Origin of the sequence: Lactococcus protaetiae (assembly GCF_006965445.1) — a bacterium.
In the GTDB taxonomy this organism is placed as follows: domain Bacteria; phylum Bacillota; class Bacilli; order Lactobacillales; family Streptococcaceae; genus Lactococcus; species Lactococcus protaetiae.
The window spans coordinates 1,509,078-1,534,187 of record NZ_CP041356.1 but is presented as its reverse complement, the minus strand read 5'-3'; the positions used below and the strand labels follow the sequence as shown (position 1 = coordinate 1,534,187).

Sequence of the window (25,110 nt, the reverse complement as noted above, 5' to 3'; positions counted from 1 at the left end):
TGCTCCTTTTATGATTTATATTTAATTACGTAATCTCATGATACGAAATTTGAAACGAAAAGCTTCTTCCAGAAATGATGAACTTACTGACAGAATTTCTGTCAGTAATCGTCAGCATATTTATTAATAATTTGCTGACTAACCTCAAGTACACCAGCAGTTGACAGGCTCTTGAACCAATGAGCTGATTTCTTCAATGTCTTGACTTGTGTGTGAATGTCTAAGGCAATCAATCCATAACGGTTTTTATAAGAGTTTCTCCAACTCCAACAATCAATGGGTGTCCAAACATGATAGCCAAAACAATTTGCACCTTCGCTGATTGCTTTATGAAGCCAATAAAGATGCTCGGTTGTAAACTGAATACGATAATCGTCTTGAATGACACCGTCATTGTCAGCAAAGCGTTGTTCATTAGCAACACCCATCCCATTTTCCGAAATAAACCACGGGAGATTCTCATAATCGTTTTGTATTCTTTTGGCAATTTCATAAATCGTTTGTGGATGAATTTCCCAACCACGATCAGCATTCATTCGCACCCCCCGTTTATTGTATGAGGCATAAAATTTATCTGGACGAAAATCTTGGGCTAAACTATCACTTGAAAATTCTGGCTCTTGAACACGACTGGGATGATAATAATTTACACCTAAAACGTCAATTTTATACTGACGAATCACTGACAAATCCTCGTCATTCGCTTTCCAGAGCGCATTTTCTGCTGACAGCATTTCTGTCAGCACTGACGGAAATTCTCCTTTTACCGAGGCGTCCAAAAATAGACGATTTTGCCACAAATCCGCCATTTCTGCTGCAAAAACATCTGCATGATGCGAGCTTGCAGGATAAGCAGGGGTCAGATTTAAGATGATACCAATTTGTCCCGCGGGGTTTTGATTGATTGTTCTAAATTTCTTAATTGCCAAACTTGAAGCCAATTGTAAATGATAGGCAACTTGAACTGCTCTCTTGCCATCCACCACATCAGGATAATGAAAACCAAGCAGATAACCGCACTCTACAACAACCATTGGCTCATTGAAGGTAAACCAGTCGCTCACACGATCTGAGAAAAGTTCAAAACATTTCCCAGCAAAGTCCGCATATAAATCCACCACATAACGACTTTCCCAGCCTCCGTACTTATGCAATAACTCCACTGGCAAATCAAAATGATGCAAATTAATCACTGGACGAATCCCATGCGCTAAAAACTCATCAATTACTGCATTATAAAATTCAACCGCTTTTTCATTGAGCGTGCCAAGCTCCAAATCATCAATCAAACGTGACCATTGAATACTTGTCCGCACAGAATTCAAGCCAGCAGCTTTCATCAACTCAATATCATCACGAAAATCATTGAAAAAATTGCTTGCTGTATCGGGGCCAATTGCTCCCCAAAATCGTTCTTGAAAATGGTCAAAATCATAATCAAAAACATTATCATGCTGTTTTTTAAACCGACCTTCTGTTTGTGGACCGCTCGTTGCCGCTCCCCACCAGAATTTCTCTGGAAATTGTAAGTTCATAGTCCTCCTTCAAACGATATCTCCCCAAAGTAAAATGGGAAAATTTAACTTAGCAAGTGTGTACTATCTCCGCCCTTTGGGCTACGCTGTCCATCCTTGCTACGGTGCTAAAGCACCTAGTCGGAGTGGCAATTTCCCCACCTCTATAAGGTGGCGGGATAAGCAGCACTATCTCCGCTTCGCTACGCTGTCCATTCGCTCTATCTCCGTTTCATTGTGCTGTCGATTCTCGCTACGGCACGAATGTGCCTAGTCGAAGTCTCAACTCGCTACGTGCTCTGCACGCCGTTCTACGAACGGTCTACGCAACTTCGTTGCTCCGCTGTCCGTTTGCTTAACTGCTAAAGCAGTAAGAGCAAAAAGCAAAGCGATAAGTCGAAGTAACAAGCTGCTTTCGTTCTACTGCCCTAGGGTTTTAGCGCTTTAGCGCTTGCGATTTGAGCTTGTTGCTTTAGCAACTTAGCGAAATCGACAGCGTAGCAAAGCGAGATAGACTTCAGGGACAGGGTGACCTCATATCTTTGATGTTAAGCAGACTGTTGCAGCTTTAGCTGCGTACAGGTCGCTTAGTTGTTACACCTAGAGGTTGTGACCTAACATTGGTGGGGGAGAAAGAATCCTCCACCAATGAAGTAATCACTTCAATATTTACTCTGCCAATTGTTCATCAATTTTCACTCGCCACTCTTTTGTTACTGTTACACAGTATATTTGTAAAACACCAATTACAGCAAACAAAATCAAACCTTTAAATTGCCAAGTTAAGATCAGCAAAATTATCGTTCCCAGCAATAGTTTCAAGTAAGTTCTAAAACTTACAAAATTTGAAATAAAACTGATTTTTAAAAGATTTCCAAAGCTCATCTCAAACTGACTATCTAAAATCATCGAATACTCAAAGGCTGTTAACACGTATGTCAACCCAAAAAGTAAAATAAAATCAATAATGAAAAACAGCAAACCCGAATTTGAACAGATAAATATAGATTGTAAATCAAGAGCAAACTTATTGCGCCATAGAACCAAAAGATTAAGTTAGCACGCCAAAAATTACGTTTGAAAATACGATAAGCCTCTTTCACTTTAATCGCTGTATGCTCAAATCCTTCTGCTAAGTAAAGCTCTGTTACTGCTTTAAAAGCTGGACCAAATCCTAAAACAAAGCCGCCAGATAAACTTAATAACCAGAAAATCAAGGTCAATTTTACTACAACCCAAATTCGGATAAATAATACTTCTAAGGCTCTTCCAATCATGCTTTTATATCTTTCTAATACTGCTTAATTTCTATAATAAGTAAGTAATCACTTCAAAATGAGACCAGCGTAATTTTACTTTCATTTTATCAAAGCAAGCGCGTGCTATCTCCGTCTTGCGGCTACGCGATAAACATTTGTCCGTTTTCTCTAGCCGCTGAAGCGTCTGATAAAAAGGCTGTCGATGCTCGCTAAGGCGCTACGTGCTTCGCACGCCGTTCTACGGACAGCGTAGCATAGCGGAGATAGCGACTAGAGAAAATGGACAAATGCTTTACGAAACTCCCGCTGAATAAGTCTTGCCTTCATTCTTCTTTATATATTATATCATTTACTTAGAAAAATGTTAGGGGTTACATTGTTTCACTCAACCTCCAGAGCAAACGCATCCCAAGCTTTCATTTTTATTTCTGTCAGCGCTGACGGGAAGCTGTCAGTACTGATAATTTCAGCTTTTTTTCTAAAATTACTGACAAAAGTATTTTCATGATTTGACAGATTTGCGACAATAAGAAAAGTTTGATTTTCCGTTTTTCTTAGATAGGCAAATATTTCATCAGAGCTATCAAGTAATTCATAAGTCGCAGTATTCAGCCAAGCTTGCTCGTGACGAAGGGCAATCAATTTTTGATAAGTGTAGAAAATTGATTGCTGATTCGCTATGGCAAGCAGAGCATTAATTTTCTTGTGGTTCGGATTAACCGCAAGCCAAGCTTGTCCTGTGGTAAAACCTGCTTGTTCCCCGCTATCCCACTGCATTGGTGTACGAGCATTGTCACGACTCACTTTGCGCAATACGTCCATAATTTTTTTATCAGTCCAGCCCATGTTGCGCTTCTCTTCCGCAAAATCAAGAGATTCAATATCATTTATTTCTGAAAATTTTTCAAACGGAAAGTTTGTCATCCCAAGCTCTTCTCCTTGATAGATATAGGGTGTGCCACGCATCAGATGTAATAAAATCGCGAATGCTTTAGCTGATTTTTCTCTATATTTATCAGGTAACTCTCCCCAAAATGATACCAAACGTGGCAAATCATGATTTCCCCAAAATAATGAATTCCACCCTTCATCAGGGGTAATCTCCTGCCAATCCGACAAAGCTTGCTTGAGCTTTGGAACATTGAGTGGAAGATAATTCCATTTGTTCCCTTCTCCTGCCGAAGTCAAAATATGCCAAAATCCGAAAACCATAGATAGTTCATGCCTATTTGGCGCTGAATACAACTTTGCGAGTTCTGGCGAACTTGACCAAGCCTCACCAACTGTGAGCAAATCGTCCCCAACGAAAACTTCGCGATTCATCTCTTGCAAATATTCATGCAATTTAGGACCATTTACCGTGATATTTTCATCTGGAATTTTGCCAATTAAGTCAATAACATCAAGCCTAAAACCACTGATTCCCTTTTCTAGCCAAAACTTCATTATTTTATGAATTTCACTGCGAACCTCGGGATTTTCCCAATTCAAATCTGGCTGATTTTTGCTAAATAGATGAAAGTAATACTGTTGAGTTAGCGGGTCAAAAGTCCAGTTTTTATCATCAGAAACTGGCTGTTCTCGCCAGATATAAAACGAGCGCTTAGGATTTTCCAATGTTTGTCGTGCTTCTTTAAACCAATCGTGCTGGTCAGAAGTATGGTTGACAACCAAATCCATAAGTAATCGAATTTTACGCGCTTTCGCCTCTGACACCAAGCGCTCAAAATCATCCATTGTACCAAATAATGGGTCAATAGCTAAATAATCACTGATGTCATAGCCATTATCAATCATTGGTGACTGGTAGACAGGTGACAACCAAATCGCATCAATTCCTAATTTTTGTAAATAATCTAACTTCTCAATAACCCCTGTAAGTCACCGATACCATCTGCATTTGTATCCTTAAAACTCCGTGGATAAATCTGATAAATTACCGCTTTTTTCCACCAATTTTCCATTAAATCTCCCATATTTTTTGACAAAAATAGGAAGCAGCTCCGCCAAATCATTTAAAATTTCACTGACAGACTTCGCTTCCGCCTTGTCAGCCCACACTGAAAAATAAGTGCCACTGACAGACTTCATTTCCTCACTTGTCAGTATTTGTCCGCCTGAAAACTTATTTCTGTCAGCAAATTTGACTAATTTTTCAACCGACGGATAGTTGTAACCCGCATTTTCCCCTAGCACATAGTACAAATCATTATCACAGAAATTAACCAAGCGATAACCCTCGTGTAGCCAGTCCTCAACTAATGCCATATTCACATCCCAATTCGTCCAATAACAAACTTCAACATCCTTTGTCAGTACTGACAGACTCTCAAGGTCTTTCCGTAAAAAGCCATCATTCCAAACTCGTACTTTTTTACCCTTTAGCGACAAATATTGTGCGATATAATTGACAAAGTCAACATAAAATTCCAAGCCCGAAGCCTTTTCACCGTAGTATTCACGGCTTTTTGAAAGTAAATAAGGATAATCTTCCATCCGCCTAAAATCAATAAACTCATCTCCCCCAATATGAAAAATATCACACTCAGAAAACCACTCACAGCACTCACGAATGATAGATAAAAACCACTCACAAGCCAAAGAATTCGTAACATCTAACGCACATCCTTCTGTTTCTGGAAGTGCAAACTCTTGTCGATTTTTCAACAAAGCTCGTAAATGCCCTGGTGCATCAATGTCCGGAATCACTTGAATCTTATAGCGATGTGCAAATTTTAATATTTCCTGAATATCATCATAAGAATAAGTTCTGTCATTAACTGATGACATTCTGTCAGTACTGACAGCTTTCAAATTCAATCTGAATGCTTCATTTTCACTCAGATGCAATTGTAAATGAGTCAGGCCTATCTTAGCCATAAGCTCAATCAACTGCTTTATTTCATCAATTGACCAAAACTTACGCCCTACATCCAATAAGAGTCCTCGCTCCATTTCCTCAGCTCCTCACTTATAATAAAGTTATTCACAAACTTACATTACTTTTGACAGCAAACCAAAATCACAACCTCTAGGTGTAGCACCCCGTACGCAACTAAAGCTGCAACAGTCTGCTTAACATCTTCGATGTGAGGTCATATCCACCTGCTCTATCTCTACTTCGTTATACTGTCGATTTCATAACCAACTATGTAAAACAACTAGCATATCCGTAAGCACTGAAGCGCAAACGGATATCCTATAGAAGTTCAAATCGTAAGCGACTAAAAGTCGCAAGGCGAAGTGATTTTGTCCAAGAAGTCTGGTCACTCTATGACAATTTTGTATCCATTTACTCTGCATAAATGTCAAGCGCTTGACACTGTTAAAATTGTAGACAAGACAACCGTAGTCCGACAAAAAGCAGACTTTCTAAACACACCTATAATGAAGTCAAGACTAAATTCAAAGATTGCCATCCTCGCTAAGGTGCTGAAGCACCTTAGCGAGCATCGACAGCCTTTTTATCAGACGCTTCAGCGGCTAGATAAAACGGACAAATGTTCATCGCGTAGCCCGAAGGGCGGAGATAGCACGCACTTGTTTTGATAAAATAAGACATCCAAACCACACTTTTTGGAATCTGGAAGTCTTATTTTGTTTATGGCTTCTTAGAGAAGCACCTAGTTTTTCAATCCAAGCACTTGAATTTCATACCAACGAACAGCGTTGTCAGAACCTTGTGTTGGCTTAACTGCTGTCAATTTTACGTACCTTGCATCTGTTTGTGCAAATGAATCTTTAGTTTCAGCAGCAGTACTATTTGTTACATTAACAACTTCTGTCCAGTTTTTATTATCCGTGCTGACCTGTACCGTGTATGCTTTTGTATTCATATCAGGAGATTCACCACCAGCTTCTGCGTGATCAATCACCACTTCATTAATCTTTCTCGTACTTCCGAGATCAATTACAATATTATGTTGTGTTGTACCAACAGCACACCATTTCGTCTTGACGTTTCCATCAACTGCATTTGGTCCCCACTCATTATCATTCGTAAAGCTATCGACTGTCGTTTTCGCTTTAAGCGCATAATTTTCAAGACCAGCTTTTGCAGCATCAGTCACTGTGATGAATCCTGTTTTAGTCTTAGTATCAGTTTTCCCTTTACTATTAATCGCTTCAAGCGTTACCTTATAAGTTCCTGCCTTAGCATAAGTGACTTTAGGATTTTTAGCCGTAGAAGTCGTCTTATCCGCACCTTCAAAGGTCCATTTAAATTTCGTTGAAGGCAAGTTCGACTGATTGATAAAGGTAACCGTAGCACCTGGTGCTACCACTGTTTGGTCAGCAGTAAAGTTCGCCTTTGGCAATGAATTATCTGGCCAAGTGATTGAAGTCGTCGCACCAGCTCCAACTTCTCCTTGCTTGTTAACAGGAACAACTTCGAACTTCGTCGATTTAACATTTTTACCACGAACAAGCGCATCAACAAAATAATTATTAATATTACTTGCTCCGATAAAGCTACGTGTTCTATCACTATTCACTTGATAAACTTCATAATTTTGTAAATCTTTATTCGTCGTTCCATTCCAAGACAAACGAACACCAGCGACCGTTCCTTCTTGCTCAAAAACTTTACTCTCAGCCTTCACATCAGAAATACTGAGTTTTTTAGATGTAAGGTTGTCTGTGAAATTAAGCGCACCAAGATTTATTGCATTGCCCGCTAACGCTTTATCTGCCTCAAACTTCAACCCAATCTTAGTGATTGTTTTGCCAATCAAGCCTTTCGTATCAAATTTAATCAGTCCCCATTTATTCGTTGCAGCCGTATTCCCTTTGATTGTTTTGCTACTGCCATCAGAAAGTTCAACAACCGCCGATACATTCAACTTGTCGTCAGAGCGCATCGCTACGGAAAATTCTGTATTTTTGTTTGCCTTTAGTTGTGAAGCAAATAAAGTGACCGTAGAAGCTTTTCCAGCGTCCATATTCGCCATAAATTTCAACGAACTTCCACCATTATAAGCATTTGCCAAATCAATACTTGGTGTCAATTTATTATTGCCTTCATTATCAATAATCCAACGATAAGTTGGCATCACCTCAGCTAAACTTCGATTAGACCACTGTTGAGCTGAAACTTTTTGTCCATCTTTAAACCAATTGTAGCCCACACCAATATTGAAATTTGTCGAAAAATCTTCCCCTTGAATAACGGATTTCTCAATCACATACTTAGACAAACCAATCCAAGAATAATTTGTTGATGTGCCAACTTCACGAGGATCACCCTGACTATTGACCCAAAAAGCAGACTCTTGCGTTTGAAAATCATCAAAATCGCTCGCATTAGAATAAGTTGCGCTTGGAGAATACAGACCAATAGAAGTATGAGTAGAATTTTTACCAGATTCAATCAGTGGCCAATTGACCTGCGTGCTGACTCCACCACCATCTCCAACATCAATCCCTGCGTAAATATCATAAGGATTAACACCAATTTTCTTTGCATAATCTGCTGAATTTTTTACCAGATTAGGTGTTGATTTTGCTTGATTCCAATCAAAATTTAAAAACATTGAGTCCGCAATTTTTTGACCGTTATCATCAATGAACTCAGCATTTTCACTGTTCAACTGATTTTGCCAACCCACTTTTCCGTCTTTGGTCATGGCATCATACCACATAATATCCAATTGGGGATCAAGTGCTTTAGCTGCGGCAACAAGCTCTTTCATTTTCGTAGCCTGACTGCTATTTAAACCTTCTGTTTCCTGATTGATGAACCAACCGTCAAAACCATAAGCTTTAGCTACAGCAACCATTTGTTTCGCAAAAGGAAAATCACCATTTTTATCTTGCTTAATCATGGTTTCAACCCATGAAGTTTTTCCACCATAAACCGTAGGAGGACAGAAAATCGTTCCTAAAACTGGCACTCCATTTGTATGTGCATCATCAATCACATCTGCACTTGGAGGAACAATCGTTCCCTCACCAGCTGAACCACCCCAATAAACCAAAGTATCAACATATTGCCAATAATCAAAAGGATAAGCATTGATACTATTTGTACCTCGTGATGGATTTCCAGATGTTGACGAATTCATATTTGACAACGCAACAATTTTTGTCTCTTTATTTTGTGTTGCATTTGTCGGTGTGAGCTTAGAGCTTACAATACGTTTAGCAAGCGGCACAGTCGATTTGTTATAATCCAAATCCTTGTCTTTATTGGCTGACCATTTTAAAAATTGATTTGGAAACCAATACGACGCAATCGGTGCATTTTTACTCGTTAGAACATCAGGTGTCAACATAGCAGTACTACTTGTTGTCTTGTATTTAATATTTACAGAGCTGTTACTTGAACAAGCTGAAAGTACTCCAACACTTGCAGCAATCAGTGCTGTTGCTCCAAATGCAATGGACACTTTTCTTGAAGCTTTCATTTGAATCTCCTTAAAATTTGAAACTAATAAATTAATACTCTTTAACTCCTAATCATTCTGCTTAGAAGTCAAAGTTCGGGTTCCATGCTTGATGCAATGCATCAAGGCTTGCAGATAAGGAAAACAGCGTTTCCCCAATCGTACCTCTTTTTTCTTTTTTTTACTTGACGCAGTGCGCCAAGGTTGTGAACAGAAGCAATGCTTTTCACACTCGTCAAAAAGCACGCACTTCATGTGCCGTTACGAACAGTCTCCGCTCATAGCACACCACAGGTCTCCATTCGCTCTATCTCCACTTTGCTACCCTGCCGATTTCATTATCTCCGCAACTTTGTTGCTTCGCTGTCCATGCACCACGGGTATCCATTCGCTCTAAGTTGCTGAAGCAACAAGGCGAAATGGTTCGCTATGGTGCTACGTGCTTTGCACGCCGTTCTGCGAACGGTCTACGCAACTTCGTTGCTCCGCTGTCCGTTTGATTGCCATTTGGCGTTGGCACTTTAGTGCCTTACAGCCAATGGTCATGCGAAGCTAGCAAGCAAAGCTTGCATCTTCGCTCCGCTCCGCTATCCATTCGTTCTAAGCCAGCAAAGCTGGCAAGACGAAATGGTAAGAGCAAAAGGCAAAACACCTAGTCGCAGTGGCAACCCACTAGGTGAAACAACTAGCATATCCGTTGCTACTTTAGCGCCAACGGCTATCCTATAAAGTAGCAAGTTCAAATCGCAATCCGCTAAAACAGCAAGGCAAGGTGGTTCACTGTACGGTCCGTTTGCTTCGCAAGAAAAACTTGCAAGAACAAAAGGCAGTATAACTACAGTTCATCTCTAAAATTTATATTCAAAAAACATAAGAAAACAAGACTTCTCAACTACCTAAAAAATCTATAGAAAGAAGTCTTGCACATCAAGATATACTTAGTTATTTGTTGCTTTGAACGCATCATATTGTTTTTGCATTTCTTTCAAAACATCATCATAACCAGCCGTTTTAAGCTCTGCATCCATTTTCTTGATGGTTGTTGTTGGGTCAACTGTACCAGTGTTGATATCGTTGATATATTTGGCCATAACATTTTGGATTGCTGTGATTTGTGATTGTACGCTGGCTGTATCAAAGTTAAAGCCAAGCAATGGAGAAGTTTTAGCTGCTGCAATTGATGCATCACGTTCTTTTACTTGTTCAGCTGTAACAGTAGTTGGTAAATACAAGATAGCGTTGTTTCCTGTGTTCCACGCAGCCATGTGAGTATTACCTTTTGCATACTCAGATGTCAATTCAATTTGTTTCACGCCTGCTACTTCTTTACCAGTGAATTTCCAGTTTGTACCTTCTGGACCATAAACCAAACCATTCAAAACTTCAGGGTCAGAATTAATAATATTAAATGCTTTAACAGCTAATTCTTTGTGTTTAGATGTATTTGATACAACAAAATTCGCCATTTGAGCTTGTGAAGTTGTAATCAATGGAACGGTAATAGGTTCAGATTGCACATCTTGATTGGCAGCCAACTTCAAGGCATTATCCCCATAGTCGAAAGGCCCTTGGGTTTGTACTTGAGCAAACCATGTATCCCCATTCAATGGATAACCTTGATTAAATGTTGCAGCACCAGCAGGAATGATTCCTTCTTTATACCATTGGCGATGAACTTTCAAAATATCTTGGAAGTCTTTTTGGTCATAAGGATTGACAATCTTTGACCCATCTCCTGTGGTAGATACTGCAAATGGTAGAGTATTTCCTAAGACATAGTCGTAATCACCCGAAGCCACATAACCTTGACCAATTGCAAGTGTTGCGACTGAAGGATTAGCTTTGTGGAATTCTTCCATCACTTTTGTTGCGTCAGCATAAGTTTTGATTCCTGAAACATCAATATTATATTTCTTTAGGTAAGCAGAATTGAATGTCAACATTTGTTGAGCATAGATATTTGCATTTGTAGGAACGGCATAAAGTTTACCATTTACTTCATTCCCTTTGATATAATCTTTACTCAATTGTTTATAATAATCAGGCGCATATTTAGGTAAAAGCTTTGTCAAATCTGCATAAGCCCTTTTCCAGCATTAACAACATAACCATTTGAGAGTGACATATCATAGTTTTGACCTGATGAAACGATAACGTTCATTTTTGTCGACCAATCTCCCCAACCGATATATTGAATATCCAATTTCGCGTTGATTTTCTTTTCTAAAACTTTATTCGTATTGGCCAACAATGTTTTAAGATTGACAGGTGCATCTCCAACTTGATACATTTTGAGTGTAACAGGTCCGCTTGCTTTTTTCGCTGATGTAGAGTTACCACAAGCAACAAGAGTTAAAGCAGAGAGCACTGAAACTGCACCAAGTACGACTTTTTGTGATGTTTTCATTATGTTTTACTCCTTTGGGGTTTGCCCAATTATTATTAACAAATTAACTTTTTGTAAACGCTTTAAAAATAAATTATTTTTCACTGCTTCAACGCTTTGTCGAAGCAGTTCATAACGCTAAAAATATCAATGAAGATGTAATAGATTACCACCGCTATCAACTTGTGGCATCTCATCGTAAAGATTGGTGTTTTCTTATTCTTTTACACCTCCAATCGTCAATCCTCTAACAAAGTAACGTTGGAAGAATGGATAAGAAATAACGATAGGCAAGATAGATACAACAACAATTGCCATACGGGCAGACTCACCAGGTAAAGAAGCTAATCCTCCTTGAAGTTGCGCTCCTGCAACGGCATTTTGCATCAGATATTGCAAATTATTTTGAATTTTCATCAATAAATATTGTAATGGGATAAGATTGTCATTTTGAATATAGAGCAGAGCATTGAACCAATCATTCCAATAACCTAGCGCTGCAAATAATGAAATTGTTGCTACACCAGGCACTGCAAGTGGCAAGACAATTTGTGTAAAGATACGCATCTCACTTGCACCGTCAATCCTTGCAGACTCAATAATCGCATCAGGTACAGAACGTTTAAAGAATGTTCGCATAACAATAATATTGAAAACATTGACCATACTTGGAACAATCAGTGCAAAGATTGTATCACCAAGATGTAGTAAGTTTGTAGTGACCAAATAAGTTGCTACCATCCCTGGTGAAAAGAGCATTGTAATCAGTGCAAATATAGTGAAAAACTTGCGGAATGGAAAATTATTTCGAGAGATAGCATAGGCATACAGAGAAACAATTGACGAATTAAGAATTGTTCCTGATACCGTGACAGTCACAGTGACCAACAATGATTGTAGGATTTGACTTTTCATTTGACCAAAGAGGAAAGTGTAACCAGCAAAGCTGAACTGACTTGGCCAGAAGCTATACCCATGTGACATGATTGCAGATTCTTTTGTTACCGAAATTGCCACAACAAACAGGAAAGGTAAGATACATGAGAGTGCAAAAATAGCGATGGTAATGTTGAAAATCAAATTGACAGGCTTATTAAATTGGCGCACACTCACTTGGGTGATTTTTTTCTTTTTCATAATTTTAACCAGACGATGATTTTCCTTTCCTAGAATAGTGCTGATTCGTTGTCAACACGACGTGCAAGCCAGTTGGTAAACATCAGGAAGACAAAGCCAACAACAGATTGATAAAGAGCAGCAGCTGTTGACGTACCAAGGTCTCCCGTACTCTTCAAACCATTATAAATATAGGTATCAAGGACTTGTGTCACAGAGTAAAGTGCACCAGAGTTTTGCGGAATATTGAAGAACAATCCGAAGTCAGCTGAGAAAATTCGCCCTGCTGCCAAAATTGTCATGATTGTAATTAAAGGAGCAAGTTGTGGAATAGTAATATTTTTGATTTGTTGCCATTTCGTTGCACCATCGACCATTGCTGCTTCATAGTAAGTAGGGTCAATCCCATTACTGTCGCAAAGTAAATAATCGAATTATAACCAATTCCCTTCCAAGTTCCGATGAACAGCAAGATAAATGGCCAGAATCTCGGATCAGAATACCACTGGATTGCGGTACCGCCATGTCCTGTAATCCACTGGTTAATCAGACCTTTATCTACGCTCAAGAAAGCGTAGACAAAGTATCCAATCACGACCCAAGAAAGGAAATAAGGCAAAAGCGTCATCGTCTGATAAACTTTGACTAAACGCTTGTTGCGTAACTCAGACATAATAATCGCAAAAGTCACGGAGATAATCAGATTTAGACTGATGAATCCTAAGTTATACAGTACTGTATTCCTTGTGATTTCAAAGGCTGCACCTGATTTAAACAAGAATTCAAAATTCTTGAAACCCACCCAGGGACTATTCATTAAGCTATCAAGGAAGCCGTTGGGGCTAAATTGGAAGTTTTTGAATGCCACAACGTTGGCAAGCACTGGTATGTAGAAGAAGAAAATCATCCAAATCGCACCCGGCAATACCATTAAGACTAGTGCTTTGTAGCGCCAGAGGTTTTTAAAAAATTTTCTCAATTTGATTCCTCCTTCGGAGATTTCATCTGCCGAGTAGAATCTTCTCCATCATTGTTTAGACCTTCCTTTATCAGCAAGGTTCTAATCTCATAAGGAGCGAGATTTTCTGGTTTTTCTCCGATTTCTTCTTCAAGTAAATTTAGTGAAGTCGTTTTTGCTTTGACTTCTATTTTTTCATTTTGATTTGATAAATTATAACCTCTCAAAATCAATCCATTATCACTCTCACGGCGTTTCAAAGCTGTAATTGCAAATTTGTCAGCATTGACTTCGATAAATTTTCCTTCATGAGATAACTCAGTATGCTTATCATTTTCTGTCAGTACTGACGAATCAAGGAGAACTGACGAGAATGGAATCTGTGCAGCATAAGCATTTTTATATGTTTCATAGCGCTGCTCAGGTCTGCCGTGAAACTCTAAACTGTAATTAAAAGTGTGTGACCCAAGTGTTTGTGCTTCTGGCGTTGGGAAATAGCCCCAGTCTCCAAGTTCACCCACAGCTCTTAAAAGTGTCAGTGCAATAGTTGAACGATTAACAATTTCGTATTCATTGAGTCCGAAGTTACCAATTGTTATACCATAGTCGTCATTGTGTAGATTGACAAAAGCACCTTGATGTTGCGGATTGGTGGGATTTTCCCATGTTTTTGGCATGCTATTCGGACGTTTGACCACTTCATAAATGCTGTCAGCTTCATGCGTATCTTCTGTCAGTTCTGACGGAAATAGCACGCGCACACGATGGTCTTTCATCTCATTGTCAAAAGTTGTTTCAAAATCAATTTTACGTGAATTTTTTCTCACTGTAATGATTGTATTCAACTCAAGTGGCACCAATTCTCTAGAGCGTTTTGCTTGTCGATGATGAAATTCTTTGACTTTCTTTTGCTCTTCATCAAGCAATTCGTCAGCAGATTTTGGAATCATCATTGTTTGTGTTAGCTGAATTTGTGCGATTTCAGGTCTGTCAGTTTTGACAGAAATTTTTGGTAAGCTGTCAGTAGATAAAATCGGATGTGTACCTGTAGGTTGGAAAAAGATATATTCATTTCCAATATCGCCCGTATCTTCAAAAATAAGTAAATCATTAAATGTGCGATTAAGCTGTTTATCCGTCACTGACAGACTTCCGTCAGTGCTGACAAAAACTTTTATAAGTTCATTTTCGATCGTGTAACCTGAAATCATACTTTCATCAGTAGTTACTTCTTCTGACGATTCTACTAAATCAAAGGTCTTCCACGACAAAGCATCCATCTCATTTAAAAATAATTTCACTTTAACAAAGCGTTTCATATAAGGAATACGGAAACGGTCTTTAGGAAGGTCATAATCAAAAAGAACTTCTTCAGCACTAATTTCGGCTGGAACTTCAATTCCCTCACTATCAACTACTTTGTAAATGTGCTTAGGCTGCGCTTTTAGTTCATCGTATAGCTGCTCTGGTAAGCCTTCTCTAAAAAGTTTTCTCGTAAGGACTACTTCAACTTCAACTTCTCCTGTTTTTTTGTGACCCGCTGTGTTGAAAACAACAAAAGGATGCTCACCTTCAAATGATATACCTTTTGATAAAGTGATTAAAGCATCTTCAATTAAATAATCAGCCACGGACTCAGACTTTTCAAAACGTGTCATCATCTCACGATGCACCTCATCCAACGAGCATCCACAAATACTATCATGAGGATGATTTTGGAGCAAAGTTTTCCATGCGTAAGTCAACTTGTCATGCGGGTATTCACCTGTCAAACGATATGCCAAACTTGATAAGGGTTCAGCAATATTTTCTAACTTCCGCTCAACTTTTGTATTGAACTGTTTCAAATAAACTCGACTAGATGCAGTATTAGCAAGCGTGTACCAGCCATCTGTTTCTTGTGAAGTCAACTCTCCGTTTACCGTTGATAAATTTTCTGGCAGATCAGCCGCTACTTCTTCCAGATATTTTGGCCAGTTTGAATGAACAAATTCATAATCAGGGAAAAGTTCGTTCGCTAATCTAATCGCAGCACTTAAATCCTTTTGTACAGGCTGATGGTCAACACCATTCATCATCAAAAGATGTGAGGTTGAAGCAAACTTCTCAACATCAGCCAGTTTTTGCTTCCAAAACTCAATAGCTGCCGTTTTTTCTGCAGGAATTTCATTGCCGTTAGAATACCAATTTGCAAATAAAATCCCCAAGATTTTCGTGCCATCAGGTCCTTCCCACCACATCTCAGAAAATTGTGATGTATAGGCTTCTTCTGATTGTTCCAGCACCTGATTATCAAAACCAATCGGCTTCACACCGCGCCCAAATGCCGCGACATCAAGCCTTGCTTGTTTCATCAACTGAGGCGTTTGTCCCATATTACCAAAGGTATCAGGAAAATACCCAAGCTCAACAGGTGCTCCGAAACGCTCAGACTCTTTGCGCCCAATCAACATATTACGTACATTTGATTCAGGAGAAATCAGAAAATCATCCTGCAAAATATAGAAAGGACCGATTCGAAGTTTGCCAGCTGCAATCGCCGCACGCACCTCAGCTTCCCGCTCTGGTCGAACCTGTAAATAATCGTCCAAGATAATCGTCTGTCCATCCAAGTGAAAACTATCAAAATCAGGATCCGTCTTAAACAACTCGAGCAAGTCATCTACCAAATTAATCAATCGCATATGGTGTTCTTCATAAGCCATATACCATTCGCGATCCCAGTGACTGTGGGAAATGATATGTACTGTTTTCTTAGGCATTTATTTTTTCTAACCCCTTCAATTTTTCTAAAACCATCTGTTTCGTCTTGTTTCCTTCTTCATGGTTCTCATATTCAATAGACCAAACGTAAGCATCAATCATGCCTTGCAAAATTTGATAAAGCATTCGTCTGATTTTCGCTGCTTGCGACTGTCCAAGATTTTCACCATATCCGCAAAGAAAATCATCGTTAATCAGCCAACCACCAGCAAACTCAAAATCTTTATCTCCAAAAATTGCACGATCCGCATCAATGATTGCCACAACCTCTTGTTTATCCACCAAAACATTGCCCGACCACAAATCAGCATGAACCAAGCAAGGAGATTTAATTTCATTCAGAAGGACTTGATATTTTTCAAAACATTTAACTATCTCTGAAACTTCTTCCGTGGAAAGTAACTCATAACGAAGCAAAGTCCTACTCACATCAGCACATTCATTCTGCAAGTATTCACTCCATTTGTCATAACTTTTTCCTCTTAATATTTGAGAAATTCTTCCAAATTTTTTACTTTTTATTTGGTGCATTTTGGCGGTAAGTTTCCCAACTTGTTCATAATAATGAGGGCTTTCATTTTCAGATAAAACTTGCGATGGAATATATCGGACAATCATCACATCACGATTGATATACGCTTTACTCTCATCACAAATCACAAGCTCTGAAGTTGGGATTTCACTTTTTTTAAACTGCTCATAAACAAATTTTTCGGCAGCCATTAGATTTTCTTCAAAAGGCAAAAGCAACTCTTGATGAATGGGACCAAGTCGTAAAACAAATTTGTCTTCACTTGTTTCTAACAAATAAGTCGTATTGAACATTCCACCTTTTAACACTTCAGCAGTGAAATCTATTTCCCCAAAATATTGATAAATCAGCTGTTCAAGCACATTTTTGCTTAATTCTTGATATAATCTGCTCATATCTCAACACGAATATCAAAGTAATCCATAACAAGTTCGCAAAACATCATATTTGCCCAACTAAACCACTCGCGCGTATAATGGTCTGGATTATCCACATCAAATCCCTCATGCATGAGGTGTGTACCTGCGTCAGTTGCAACCAAGTGATTTAAAATTCGCTCCTTTTCAAGCTTATTCTTTGTAGTCATCCCTTCCATCGCAAGAGCGATAGGCCAAACATAATTTTCTGGCGTGTGACTTGAACCAATACCACGCGCAAACTTTCCTTCATAGTAGTAAGGATTTTCCTTACTCAACATCGTTTTTCTCGTGTTCAAATAAAGCTCATCTTCGGAATCACAATAACCCAAATAAGGCGCTGCGATTAAGTTTGGTACATTGCTGTCATCCATAATCGCTTGATGCCCCAAGCCATCAACATCGTAAGCCCAAATTTCTTGCCCCGCTTCATTTTTAGCTTTAGCAAATTCATCTAGCCCTTGTTGAATCGTTCGTTGCAATTCATCCGCCTCACGCGCAAGCTCTGTATTTTCTATAATTTCACTAAATATTGATTTGATATATCCTAATATTACTACTGCAAACATATTTGATGGAACAAGATAGCCATATTCACAAACATCATCACTCGGTCTAAAACCTGACCAAGTCATCCCTGTATAAGCAACCTCAGCACCTCGTCCCTCTCGTGTCAAAGTGTCCTCTTTGCGTTCAGTATCACGGATAAATCGATAAGGAGATTGTTCATGATTTAGCTCCGTCTTGAACACTTCCAATATTTTCTTGACACCATTCACAAAATTTTTATCAAAATGAGCTGTCCAGCCTGTGTTTTTATAGAGTAAATAAGCAAGTTGTACTGGATAACAAAGTGAGTCAATTTCGTATTTTCTCTCCCAAATCCAGTCTCTATTTTCATTAAAATTAGTATGGTCAGTCTGGTGTCCAGCACCATTAGCTGCTTCATTAAAAGCATTTGCATAAGGATCAAGATTAATAAAGAAAAATTGTTTTTGAACCAAACCAGCAATCAACTTTAAAATATCCTCATCCTCTTTAGCAAGGACAAGATAAGGACGTAATTGAGCTGTCGAGTCCCGCAACCACATTGCCGGAATATCGCCCGTCAAGAGAAAGGTACTGCCATCGTCATATCGTCTTACGGTTGTTTCCAACGTATTAGAAAATGATTGATTAAAATTAACTGCCCAATCTTTGTGTTCTTTACCACATAAATTTGTGATTTCATTCATAAAGTCTGTCACTGATTTCGGAATGATGGGACTCACTTCCTCTCCTTTTCATCATTTCTGTCTGAAATAATGCTCATTTTTTATATTTGATATATCATTTATATACATTGTATTATTTTTCTTTTTGATTTGCAAGGGCTTACTTGATGTTTTTCATTAAATTTATATTAATTTTGCAATTTAATTGTATTATTTCTGAATTTCACCTCCAAAAAGACATATCTTTTTAGAAAGAGTAATCGTTTTCTTACTCAAAAGACTTGTATTTTTGTCAAAAAAGAGTAAAATATGGTATATCAATTAATTTATAGAAAAAGGGACAATCGCATGAATGTACCATTATACCAACAAATTTCTGATGAATTAAAGAAAAATATCATTACTAAAAAGATTCAATCCGGTGAGCAACTTCCTACAGAAAAAGAGCTTTCTGATACTTATAAAGTCAGTCGCATTACTGCTAAACGCGCTCTGACAGAATTGGAACAACTCGGCATGGTCACTCGGACAAGAGGAAAGGGGACTTTTGTAAAAAGTCCCAGCACAAGCAATACTGCTCCTCTTAAACGAGTTTTGTTTGTAATTCCTTTTGAGGGAATGTCTTTTGGAGATTTTACTCAAGGACTTGCTCCTGCTTTAAAGGAAAATGATACGACTATTTTCATCACTTATTCAAACTACTTAAAAGAAAACACTGCAGCACAAATCAAAGAAAACTTCGATGGTTTGGTTTATTATCCAATGCATACCGAAGATTATTTAGACGTTTTACTGGAACTTTCTCTTCAAAACTTCCCTGTTGTTTTGCTTGATAAGCAAATCTATGATTTGGGATTTCCTTGTGTGGCCTCTGATAACTTTAATGGTGGAGAGCAAGCCGCTCAAGCACTCGTCAGTCTTGGTCACGAGCGTATTGCCTTTGTCATGAGTAATGAAGAACATCATCCACATACAACGCGCAATCGTTATCTAGGATATGTCAAAGTTCTAAAGGAAAGCCACTTAGCTTTCCATACTACTTTAGATGATGAAAATGTAAATGAAGACTCGATTATTCACTTGATTAATGAACAACATGTTACAGCTTTAATCTGTGAAAATGACCTTGTGGCGCTACAAACGATGGCAAACTTACAAGCTCAAGGAATTGATATACCAAATGATGTTTCGATTATCGGATTTGATAATATCTTGGCAGCAAGTTTATCAAATCCACCACTTACAACAATTGCCCAAGATTTCGCTGGAATTGGAAAAAAAGCAGGAGAATTGCTTGTGGAATGGATCAATACTGGGCTTGTACCAGATGATGTGAAAATTCCTATTCAACTTATTGAACGAAACACAACAAAATAATGTTGCTCTAATTTTATCAACGATTGAACTCAATCGCTTATTAAATCTTATCCCAAAGGAGTTGAAATGAACCTCAACACAATCGACACACGTCATGCAACGGCAAATTCGGGCAGTTTTTCTCACGGAAATTGTTTGCCCTACACTGGACTGCCTTGGGGAATGAATTATTTTTCCCCTTCAACGGCTGATAGCAAGGGAGCATGGTGGTTTCATCCAGAAGACCGAACGTTTGAGGGCTATCGTCTGACCCATCAGCCGAGTCCGTGGATGGGCGATTTTTCTCATTTTACGTTGACACCTGTGGCAGGCCATTTGCCTGAAACATCCCTCTGGCACACGATTTCGTCGTATCGTCCAAGTGAAGCTGTGATGACCCCCGCACAGATAAAGTTGACGCAGTTGCGCTACCAAATCACTTCACGCTTGATTCCATCAATGTATGGCGGTGTTTTGGAAATGGTCTTCAAAAATTCAGCCGTTCATGACAATGCGCTGATGTTGCATTTACCTGGAAAATATGAGCTGTCAGTACTGACAGAAAACGAAATCGCCTTTTCAGTCGTGAATTTTGCAGGATGTGAAGATAAGGATTTCAAATTTTATGTCGTCATGGCTTTTGACAGCCCTGTCAGCACTGACAGCGATTTGACAGACACTGATGGCGCTGTCAGAATTGATTTTGGAGCGGTCAGCAAGCAAATTGTCCGTTTTGGCACTTCATTTATCTCATTTGACCAAGCAAAATTAAATCTTTCAAGAGAACAAGATTGGTCAGTTGAAAACTATCTCGAAAACGCCGAAAAAGCATGGTCTGAACAGCTTTCTAAGATTGAGCTTGAACATCATGATGCAAGTCAAGTCTCGACTTTCTATCACAATCTGTATCGGACTTTCTTATTTCCACAGACTTTTTACGAATTTGACCAGAATGGAAAGAAAATTCATTATGATACCTTTGACCAATCGGTCAAATCTGGTCCGCTTTATACGAATAACGGTTTTTGGGACACTTTTCGCACCGTCTATCCGCTTTATTCGCTCATCGCTGTGGAGCAATACGGCGATATGCTGGAAGGTTTCTTAAATTCTTATCGCGAAACAGGCTTTTTACCGAAATGGTTATCGCCTGACGAACGTGGTTTAATGCCTGGAACTTTGATTGACGCTGTCATTGCTGATGCCGCAGCAAAAGGCATTCGACCCGATTTGATGCCTGAGTTTTTGAGCGCAATGAAAAAATCAGCAACTGTGCAATCTGACAATCCAAACTATGGACGGCAAGGCACAGCGGATTATTTGAAATACGGCTACGTGCCGTTTAATCATCATGAATCGGTCAACCACACGCTAGATTATGCGTTTTCGGATTATTGTATTTCGCGCGTTGCAAAAGTTGTTGGCGACAGTGAAACGGCAGATTTTTATGCCAAACAAGCGCTCAACTATCGCAATATTTTTGATAAGACAACTGGATTTATGCGAGCAAAAGACGAAAATGGCGAATTTCGACCTGATTTTCTTGATATCCGCTGGGGTCGTGATTATGCGGAAGGCTCTGCTTGGCAAACCTCTTGGTCTGTTTTTCAAGACTTTGCTGGCTTGATCAATTTACACGGTGGCGCAGATCATTTTGAACAGAAATTGATTGCCCTTTGCAACCAGCGACCAAATTTCAATGTTGAAGGGTATGGCTTTGAAATTCACGAAATGAGTGAGATGGCAGCACTGGAGTTCGGGCAAGTCGCGATTTCCAATCAGCCAAGTTTCCATTATCCTTACCTGTTCAGCTACATCGGCAAGCCGTGGATGGCGCAACCTTTGATTAAAAATCTGCTCGCGCAAACTTTTGATGACACACCAGACGGCTATCCAGGAGATGAAGACAATGGCACGATGGCGGCATGGTATATCTTTTCAAGTCTTGGTTTTTACCCTGTTACTGCTGCTTCGCTTGAGTACGTGATTGGGCTGCCTTTATGGGATAAAGCAGTGATGCATTTGAGTTCAGGCAAAGATTTGACGATTTTGTCAGAACCAAATCAGCCACAGCAAATGTTTGTTCAATCTGTCAGCACTAACAAAAAAACGGTCAGCACAACATTTTTCCATCATGATGATTTAATGGCTGGTGGAGAAATAAAATTTGAACTAGGCATCGTACCAAATCCGCAGCAATACAAGGATTCTGAACTTCCTTATTCCTTGAGTAAATAATTTATTATTTTAGTCTCATTTTAGCCTTACTTTAGTAAATGTTAAGTAAGATTGTCTATAATAAAGTCATTCCAATAAAACTTTTTCATTAAGTTTACTCCTAAAACACAAAAAAACACGGCTGGTTACCGTGTTTTTTTGTGTTTTACCAAATCTTTGTTTGCTCAATTTCTTTCAAGGTTTCGGCAAAACTATCTGTCAAAATCGTGATATGTCCCATCTTACGATTGTGCTTTGCCTCTGGCTTACCATAATCATGCTGGTGCCAGTCAGGATGGGAAACCGTGAGCTGTTTGACTGGTTCAACATGTTGTCCCAAGACATTCAGCATTACTGCTGCTTTTAAAAGCTGAGGCTCTGGCAGTTTTTCTCCTAACACACCTTTGATATGCAAATCAAACTGTGAAAAGTCACACGCTTCAATCGTGTAATGCCCACTATTATGTGGTCTAGGGGCTAATTCATTCACAAAAATCTCCCCATCGGCTGTCAAAAACATTTCTACACATAAAGTTCCTGCAAGACTCAATTCACGCGCAATATCAAACGCCATTTGACGCGCTTTTTCAGCAACCTCTTCACTAATTCTCGCAGGTGCAATCGTGCGATGTAGAATATTTTCACTATGAGCATTTTCCGCTAACGGAAAAGCAACAAATAGTTCGCCATTTCCGGACATTATCACAGAAATCTCACGTTCAAATGGGACAAAATCTTCCAGCACACATTCCGTTGCAGTTGCCAATTGACGTGCTGCAATCAAATCTTCATCCGTTTTCAAAACAACCTGTCCATGCCCATCATATCCACCTGTTGTAGTTTTCAAAACCTGTTTTTTCACAACATGATGAGGCAAATCAGAAACATTTGAAATCAATTGCCAAGGGGCTACATGGACTTTTGCCTCATCAGTTAAAAATTTCTTTTCAAACTTACGATTTTGTGTGATTTCAAGTAAGCGAATGCCCTGAGGAATCGCGACACAACTCTCGATTTGGTGCAAAGCCACCGCATCTACATTTTCAAACTCATAAGTGATGACATCACAAGCATAAGCAAGTTTCAGCAAACTCTCGACATCATCATAATCCGCCACAATCATCTCATCAGACACCTTACTGCTTGAGCAGGTCGGATTCGGGTCTAGCGTAATGACTTTGTGTCCCATGTATTGTGCCGAAATAGCCATCATTTGACCAAGCTGCCCACCACCAATAATTCCAATTGTTTTCTTTTTATTTGACATTTTGTCAACCCTTTTCTAATACTGTTTAACTTCTAAAATGCTTTTAGAATCTGCCTTATATAACTAAATTTTACGACTTTTGTTCGGAAATTTCTCCTAAAAAAAGGTATTAAATTAAAAAAACCGAACCAATGTTCGGATTTTATATTTGTTAAGATAATTGTGTTTACAGATTCCTCAATGATTGTATTTTAAATCATACGCCCATTAAATTAAACTAAATCATGATTTAATTTTTCAACCATTTTTTTAGCCTGCTCCCGATAATTTACCAATTTCTCATGCAAGGCTTCATCACTGACAGCGAGTATCTGAACGGCATAGAGCGCTGCGTTTTTGGCACCGCTATCGCCGATTGCCATTGTCGCCACAGGGACGCCTGCGGGCATTTGGACGATGGAGTAGAGACTGTCTAAGCCAGATAAGGAGCGAGATTTGACGGGAACGCCAATCACTGGGAGCGTCGTCATTGCTGCCGTCATTCCTGGCAAATGCGCGGCTCCTCCTGCCCCAGCAATGATCACTTTGTAGCCTTTTTCGCGCGCGCTATGTGCGAAATCTGCCATCAATTCAGGGGTCCGATGAGCCGATACGACTAATTTTTCATACTCAACGCCAAATTCATCTAATAAATCTGCTGTATTTTTCATGGTTGCCCAATCTGAGCTGGAACCCATGATGATTGCTACTTCTGCCATTTTTTCTCCTTCAAAAATTGTGTCATTGTCAGTGCTGACAAGTATTCATCTGCAAAATTCAATGCAGGATTGTCGCCGATTGCAACAGAATATGCTGCGTGTTTCAGAAGTTTTACATCATTTGCATCATTGCCAAACGCAATGTAGTTTTCTGATGGAAAATATCTTCTGAATGTTGTGTATTTATTGATATTCTTTGCAGTGATATCAAGGCTTTTCGTGTTCTCATGGCGAATGATTTCAACGTTCAACTTATTGAACGCTACTTCATCTCCTGAAAAATTCAAGATATTGAACTTTATCGCTTGCGCAATTTCATTCAACGAGATATTTTTCGCCAGATGATTTTGGTCGATTTTCTGGTTAATGTTCGTGATTTCATCATGCTGATTTTTCAGTGCATAGTCCCAGTCAGTATCTACGAGATAGTCCAAATTCCCTGAAATAACAAACTTTCTAAGCCATTCAAAGTCAGAGTTTCCAATCGCTTTTACAATTTCAATCTGTTCATTTTTCCGAACAATCGAACCGTTCCCCCGATGAGAAAATTTTCAGAAAAATTTGCCAGTAGAGGCAGCATATCTCTGACAGGACGAGCTGAAGCAAAAACGAGCTGATGACCGTGTTTTTCAAGCGCTGTCAGTGCTGACAGAATGTCATCAGCGATTTTTACACCGTTAAAACAAATCGTCCCATCTATATCGAAAACAAAAATCATCTACTCTCCATTTTCACCAAGCAAGTGCGTGCTATATCCTCCTCTGGAGGATAAGCAGCACTAAGCTTTGCATTCGTTCTACTAACATCAGTGGGTATCCCCACTGATGAAGTAATCACTTCAATTCCATTGTCGGCAAGTAACTGCGCAGTTATCCCATTTCCAGCAATCATCTGACCTGAAAATGTGCCGTCATAAATCAGCCCAAATCCACAAGATGGACTACCAGACTTCCACCAAGCAAGTGACTGCTAAATCCTCCTTTAGAGGATAAGCAGCACTAAGCTTTGCGTTCGTTCTACTAACATCATTA

Annotated in this window: 14 protein-coding genes and 4 pseudogenes; 2 read left to right on the top strand and 16 right to left on the bottom strand. The window is 39.1% G+C overall.

All coding sequences use genetic code 11. The annotated features are described in order from the left end of the window. Positions 1-101 precede the first annotated feature (101 nt). The 11 genes and pseudogenes from FLP15_RS07400 to FLP15_RS07350 form a co-directional block, all read right to left on the bottom strand. Positions 102-1,535, bottom strand: coding sequence for a glycoside hydrolase family 1 protein (locus tag FLP15_RS07400; protein ID WP_142766585.1), 1,434 nt, complete (start codon positions 1,533-1,535; stop codon positions 102-104). A 648-nt stretch (positions 1,536-2,183) separates the two neighbouring features. Continuing rightward, a pseudogene (locus tag FLP15_RS07395) lies at positions 2,184-2,791 on the bottom strand (YesL family protein). Positions 2,792-3,154: 363 nt separating this feature from the next. Continuing rightward, positions 3,155-4,737, bottom strand: a pseudogene (locus FLP15_RS07390) (glycoside hydrolase family 13 protein). Continuing rightward, on the bottom strand, positions 4,682-5,728 hold the full coding sequence (locus FLP15_RS07385; protein WP_142766584.1) for a family 20 glycosylhydrolase: 1,047 nt from the start codon (positions 5,726-5,728) through the stop codon (positions 4,682-4,684). The pseudogene FLP15_RS07390 and the gene FLP15_RS07385 overlap by 56 nt, the downstream one beginning before the upstream one ends. Before the next feature lie 668 nt (positions 5,729-6,396). Further along, on the bottom strand, positions 6,397-9,177 hold the full coding sequence (locus tag FLP15_RS07380) for an endo-beta-N-acetylglucosaminidase (RefSeq protein ID WP_142766583.1): 2,781 nt from the start codon (positions 9,175-9,177) through the stop codon (positions 6,397-6,399). Between the two features lie 917 nt (positions 9,178-10,094). Further along, positions 10,095-11,563, bottom strand: a pseudogene (locus tag FLP15_RS07375) (ABC transporter substrate-binding protein). Positions 11,564-11,758: 195 nt separating this feature from the next. Beyond that, positions 11,759-12,679: a carbohydrate ABC transporter permease gene (locus FLP15_RS07370; protein ID WP_142766582.1), complete on the bottom strand. Its 921-nt coding sequence runs from the start codon at positions 12,677-12,679 to the stop codon at positions 11,759-11,761. 29 nt (positions 12,680-12,708) lie between these two features. Then, a pseudogene (locus FLP15_RS07365) lies at positions 12,709-13,589 on the bottom strand (ABC transporter permease). A 44-nt stretch (positions 13,590-13,633) separates the two neighbouring features. Further along, positions 13,634-16,378 carry an alpha-mannosidase gene (locus FLP15_RS07360; protein WP_142766581.1) on the bottom strand — a complete coding sequence of 915 codons (2,745 nt, stop codon included), beginning with the start codon at positions 16,376-16,378 and terminating at the stop codon, positions 13,634-13,636. Continuing rightward, complete coding sequence (locus FLP15_RS07355; protein WP_142766580.1) at positions 16,371-17,306, bottom strand: phosphotransferase family protein; 936 nt, start codon at positions 17,304-17,306, stop codon at positions 16,371-16,373. Before FLP15_RS07355 ends, FLP15_RS07360 begins: the two co-directional genes overlap by 8 nt. Further along, on the bottom strand, positions 17,303-18,562 hold the full coding sequence (locus tag FLP15_RS07350; RefSeq protein ID WP_190288380.1) for a glycoside hydrolase family 125 protein: 1,260 nt from the start codon (positions 18,560-18,562) through the stop codon (positions 17,303-17,305). The genes FLP15_RS07355 and FLP15_RS07350 overlap by 4 nt, the downstream gene beginning before the upstream one ends. A 327-nt stretch (positions 18,563-18,889) precedes the next feature. Here FLP15_RS07350 and FLP15_RS07345 point away from each other — a divergent pair, with 327 nt between their 5' ends. Further along, positions 18,890-19,918, top strand: coding sequence for a GntR family transcriptional regulator (locus tag FLP15_RS07345; protein ID WP_142766578.1), 1,029 nt, complete (start codon positions 18,890-18,892; stop codon positions 19,916-19,918). Between the two features lie 66 nt (positions 19,919-19,984). Continuing rightward, a complete protein-coding gene (locus FLP15_RS07340) occupies positions 19,985-22,135 on the top strand; it encodes a GH92 family glycosyl hydrolase (protein WP_142766577.1) in 2,151 nt (716 codons plus the stop codon). Positions 22,136-22,280: 145 nt separating this feature from the next. On the opposite strand, the gene purK is transcribed toward FLP15_RS07340, so the two are convergent. The 5 genes from purK to FLP15_RS13600 all read right to left on the bottom strand — a co-directional run bounded on the left by purK (position 22,281) and on the right by FLP15_RS13600 (position 24,997). After that, a complete protein-coding gene (purK, locus tag FLP15_RS07335; protein WP_142766576.1) occupies positions 22,281-23,381 on the bottom strand; it encodes a 5-(carboxyamino)imidazole ribonucleotide synthase in 1,101 nt (366 codons plus the stop codon). Between the two features lie 212 nt (positions 23,382-23,593). Beyond that, complete coding sequence (purE, locus tag FLP15_RS07330; RefSeq protein WP_142766575.1) at positions 23,594-24,079, bottom strand: 5-(carboxyamino)imidazole ribonucleotide mutase; 486 nt, start codon at positions 24,077-24,079, stop codon at positions 23,594-23,596. Beyond that, on the bottom strand, positions 24,067-24,564 hold the full coding sequence (locus FLP15_RS07325) for an HAD hydrolase family protein (protein WP_280954097.1): 498 nt from the start codon (positions 24,562-24,564) through the stop codon (positions 24,067-24,069). Before FLP15_RS07325 ends, purE begins: the two co-directional genes overlap by 13 nt. A 5-nt stretch (positions 24,565-24,569) precedes the next feature. Then, complete coding sequence (locus FLP15_RS13605) at positions 24,570-24,797, bottom strand: HAD hydrolase family protein (RefSeq protein ID WP_280954061.1); 228 nt, start codon at positions 24,795-24,797, stop codon at positions 24,570-24,572. Then, on the bottom strand, positions 24,794-24,997 hold the full coding sequence (locus FLP15_RS13600; protein WP_280954096.1) for a hypothetical protein: 204 nt from the start codon (positions 24,995-24,997) through the stop codon (positions 24,794-24,796). Before FLP15_RS13600 ends, FLP15_RS13605 begins: the two co-directional genes overlap by 4 nt. Positions 24,998-25,110: the final 113 nt, after the last annotated feature.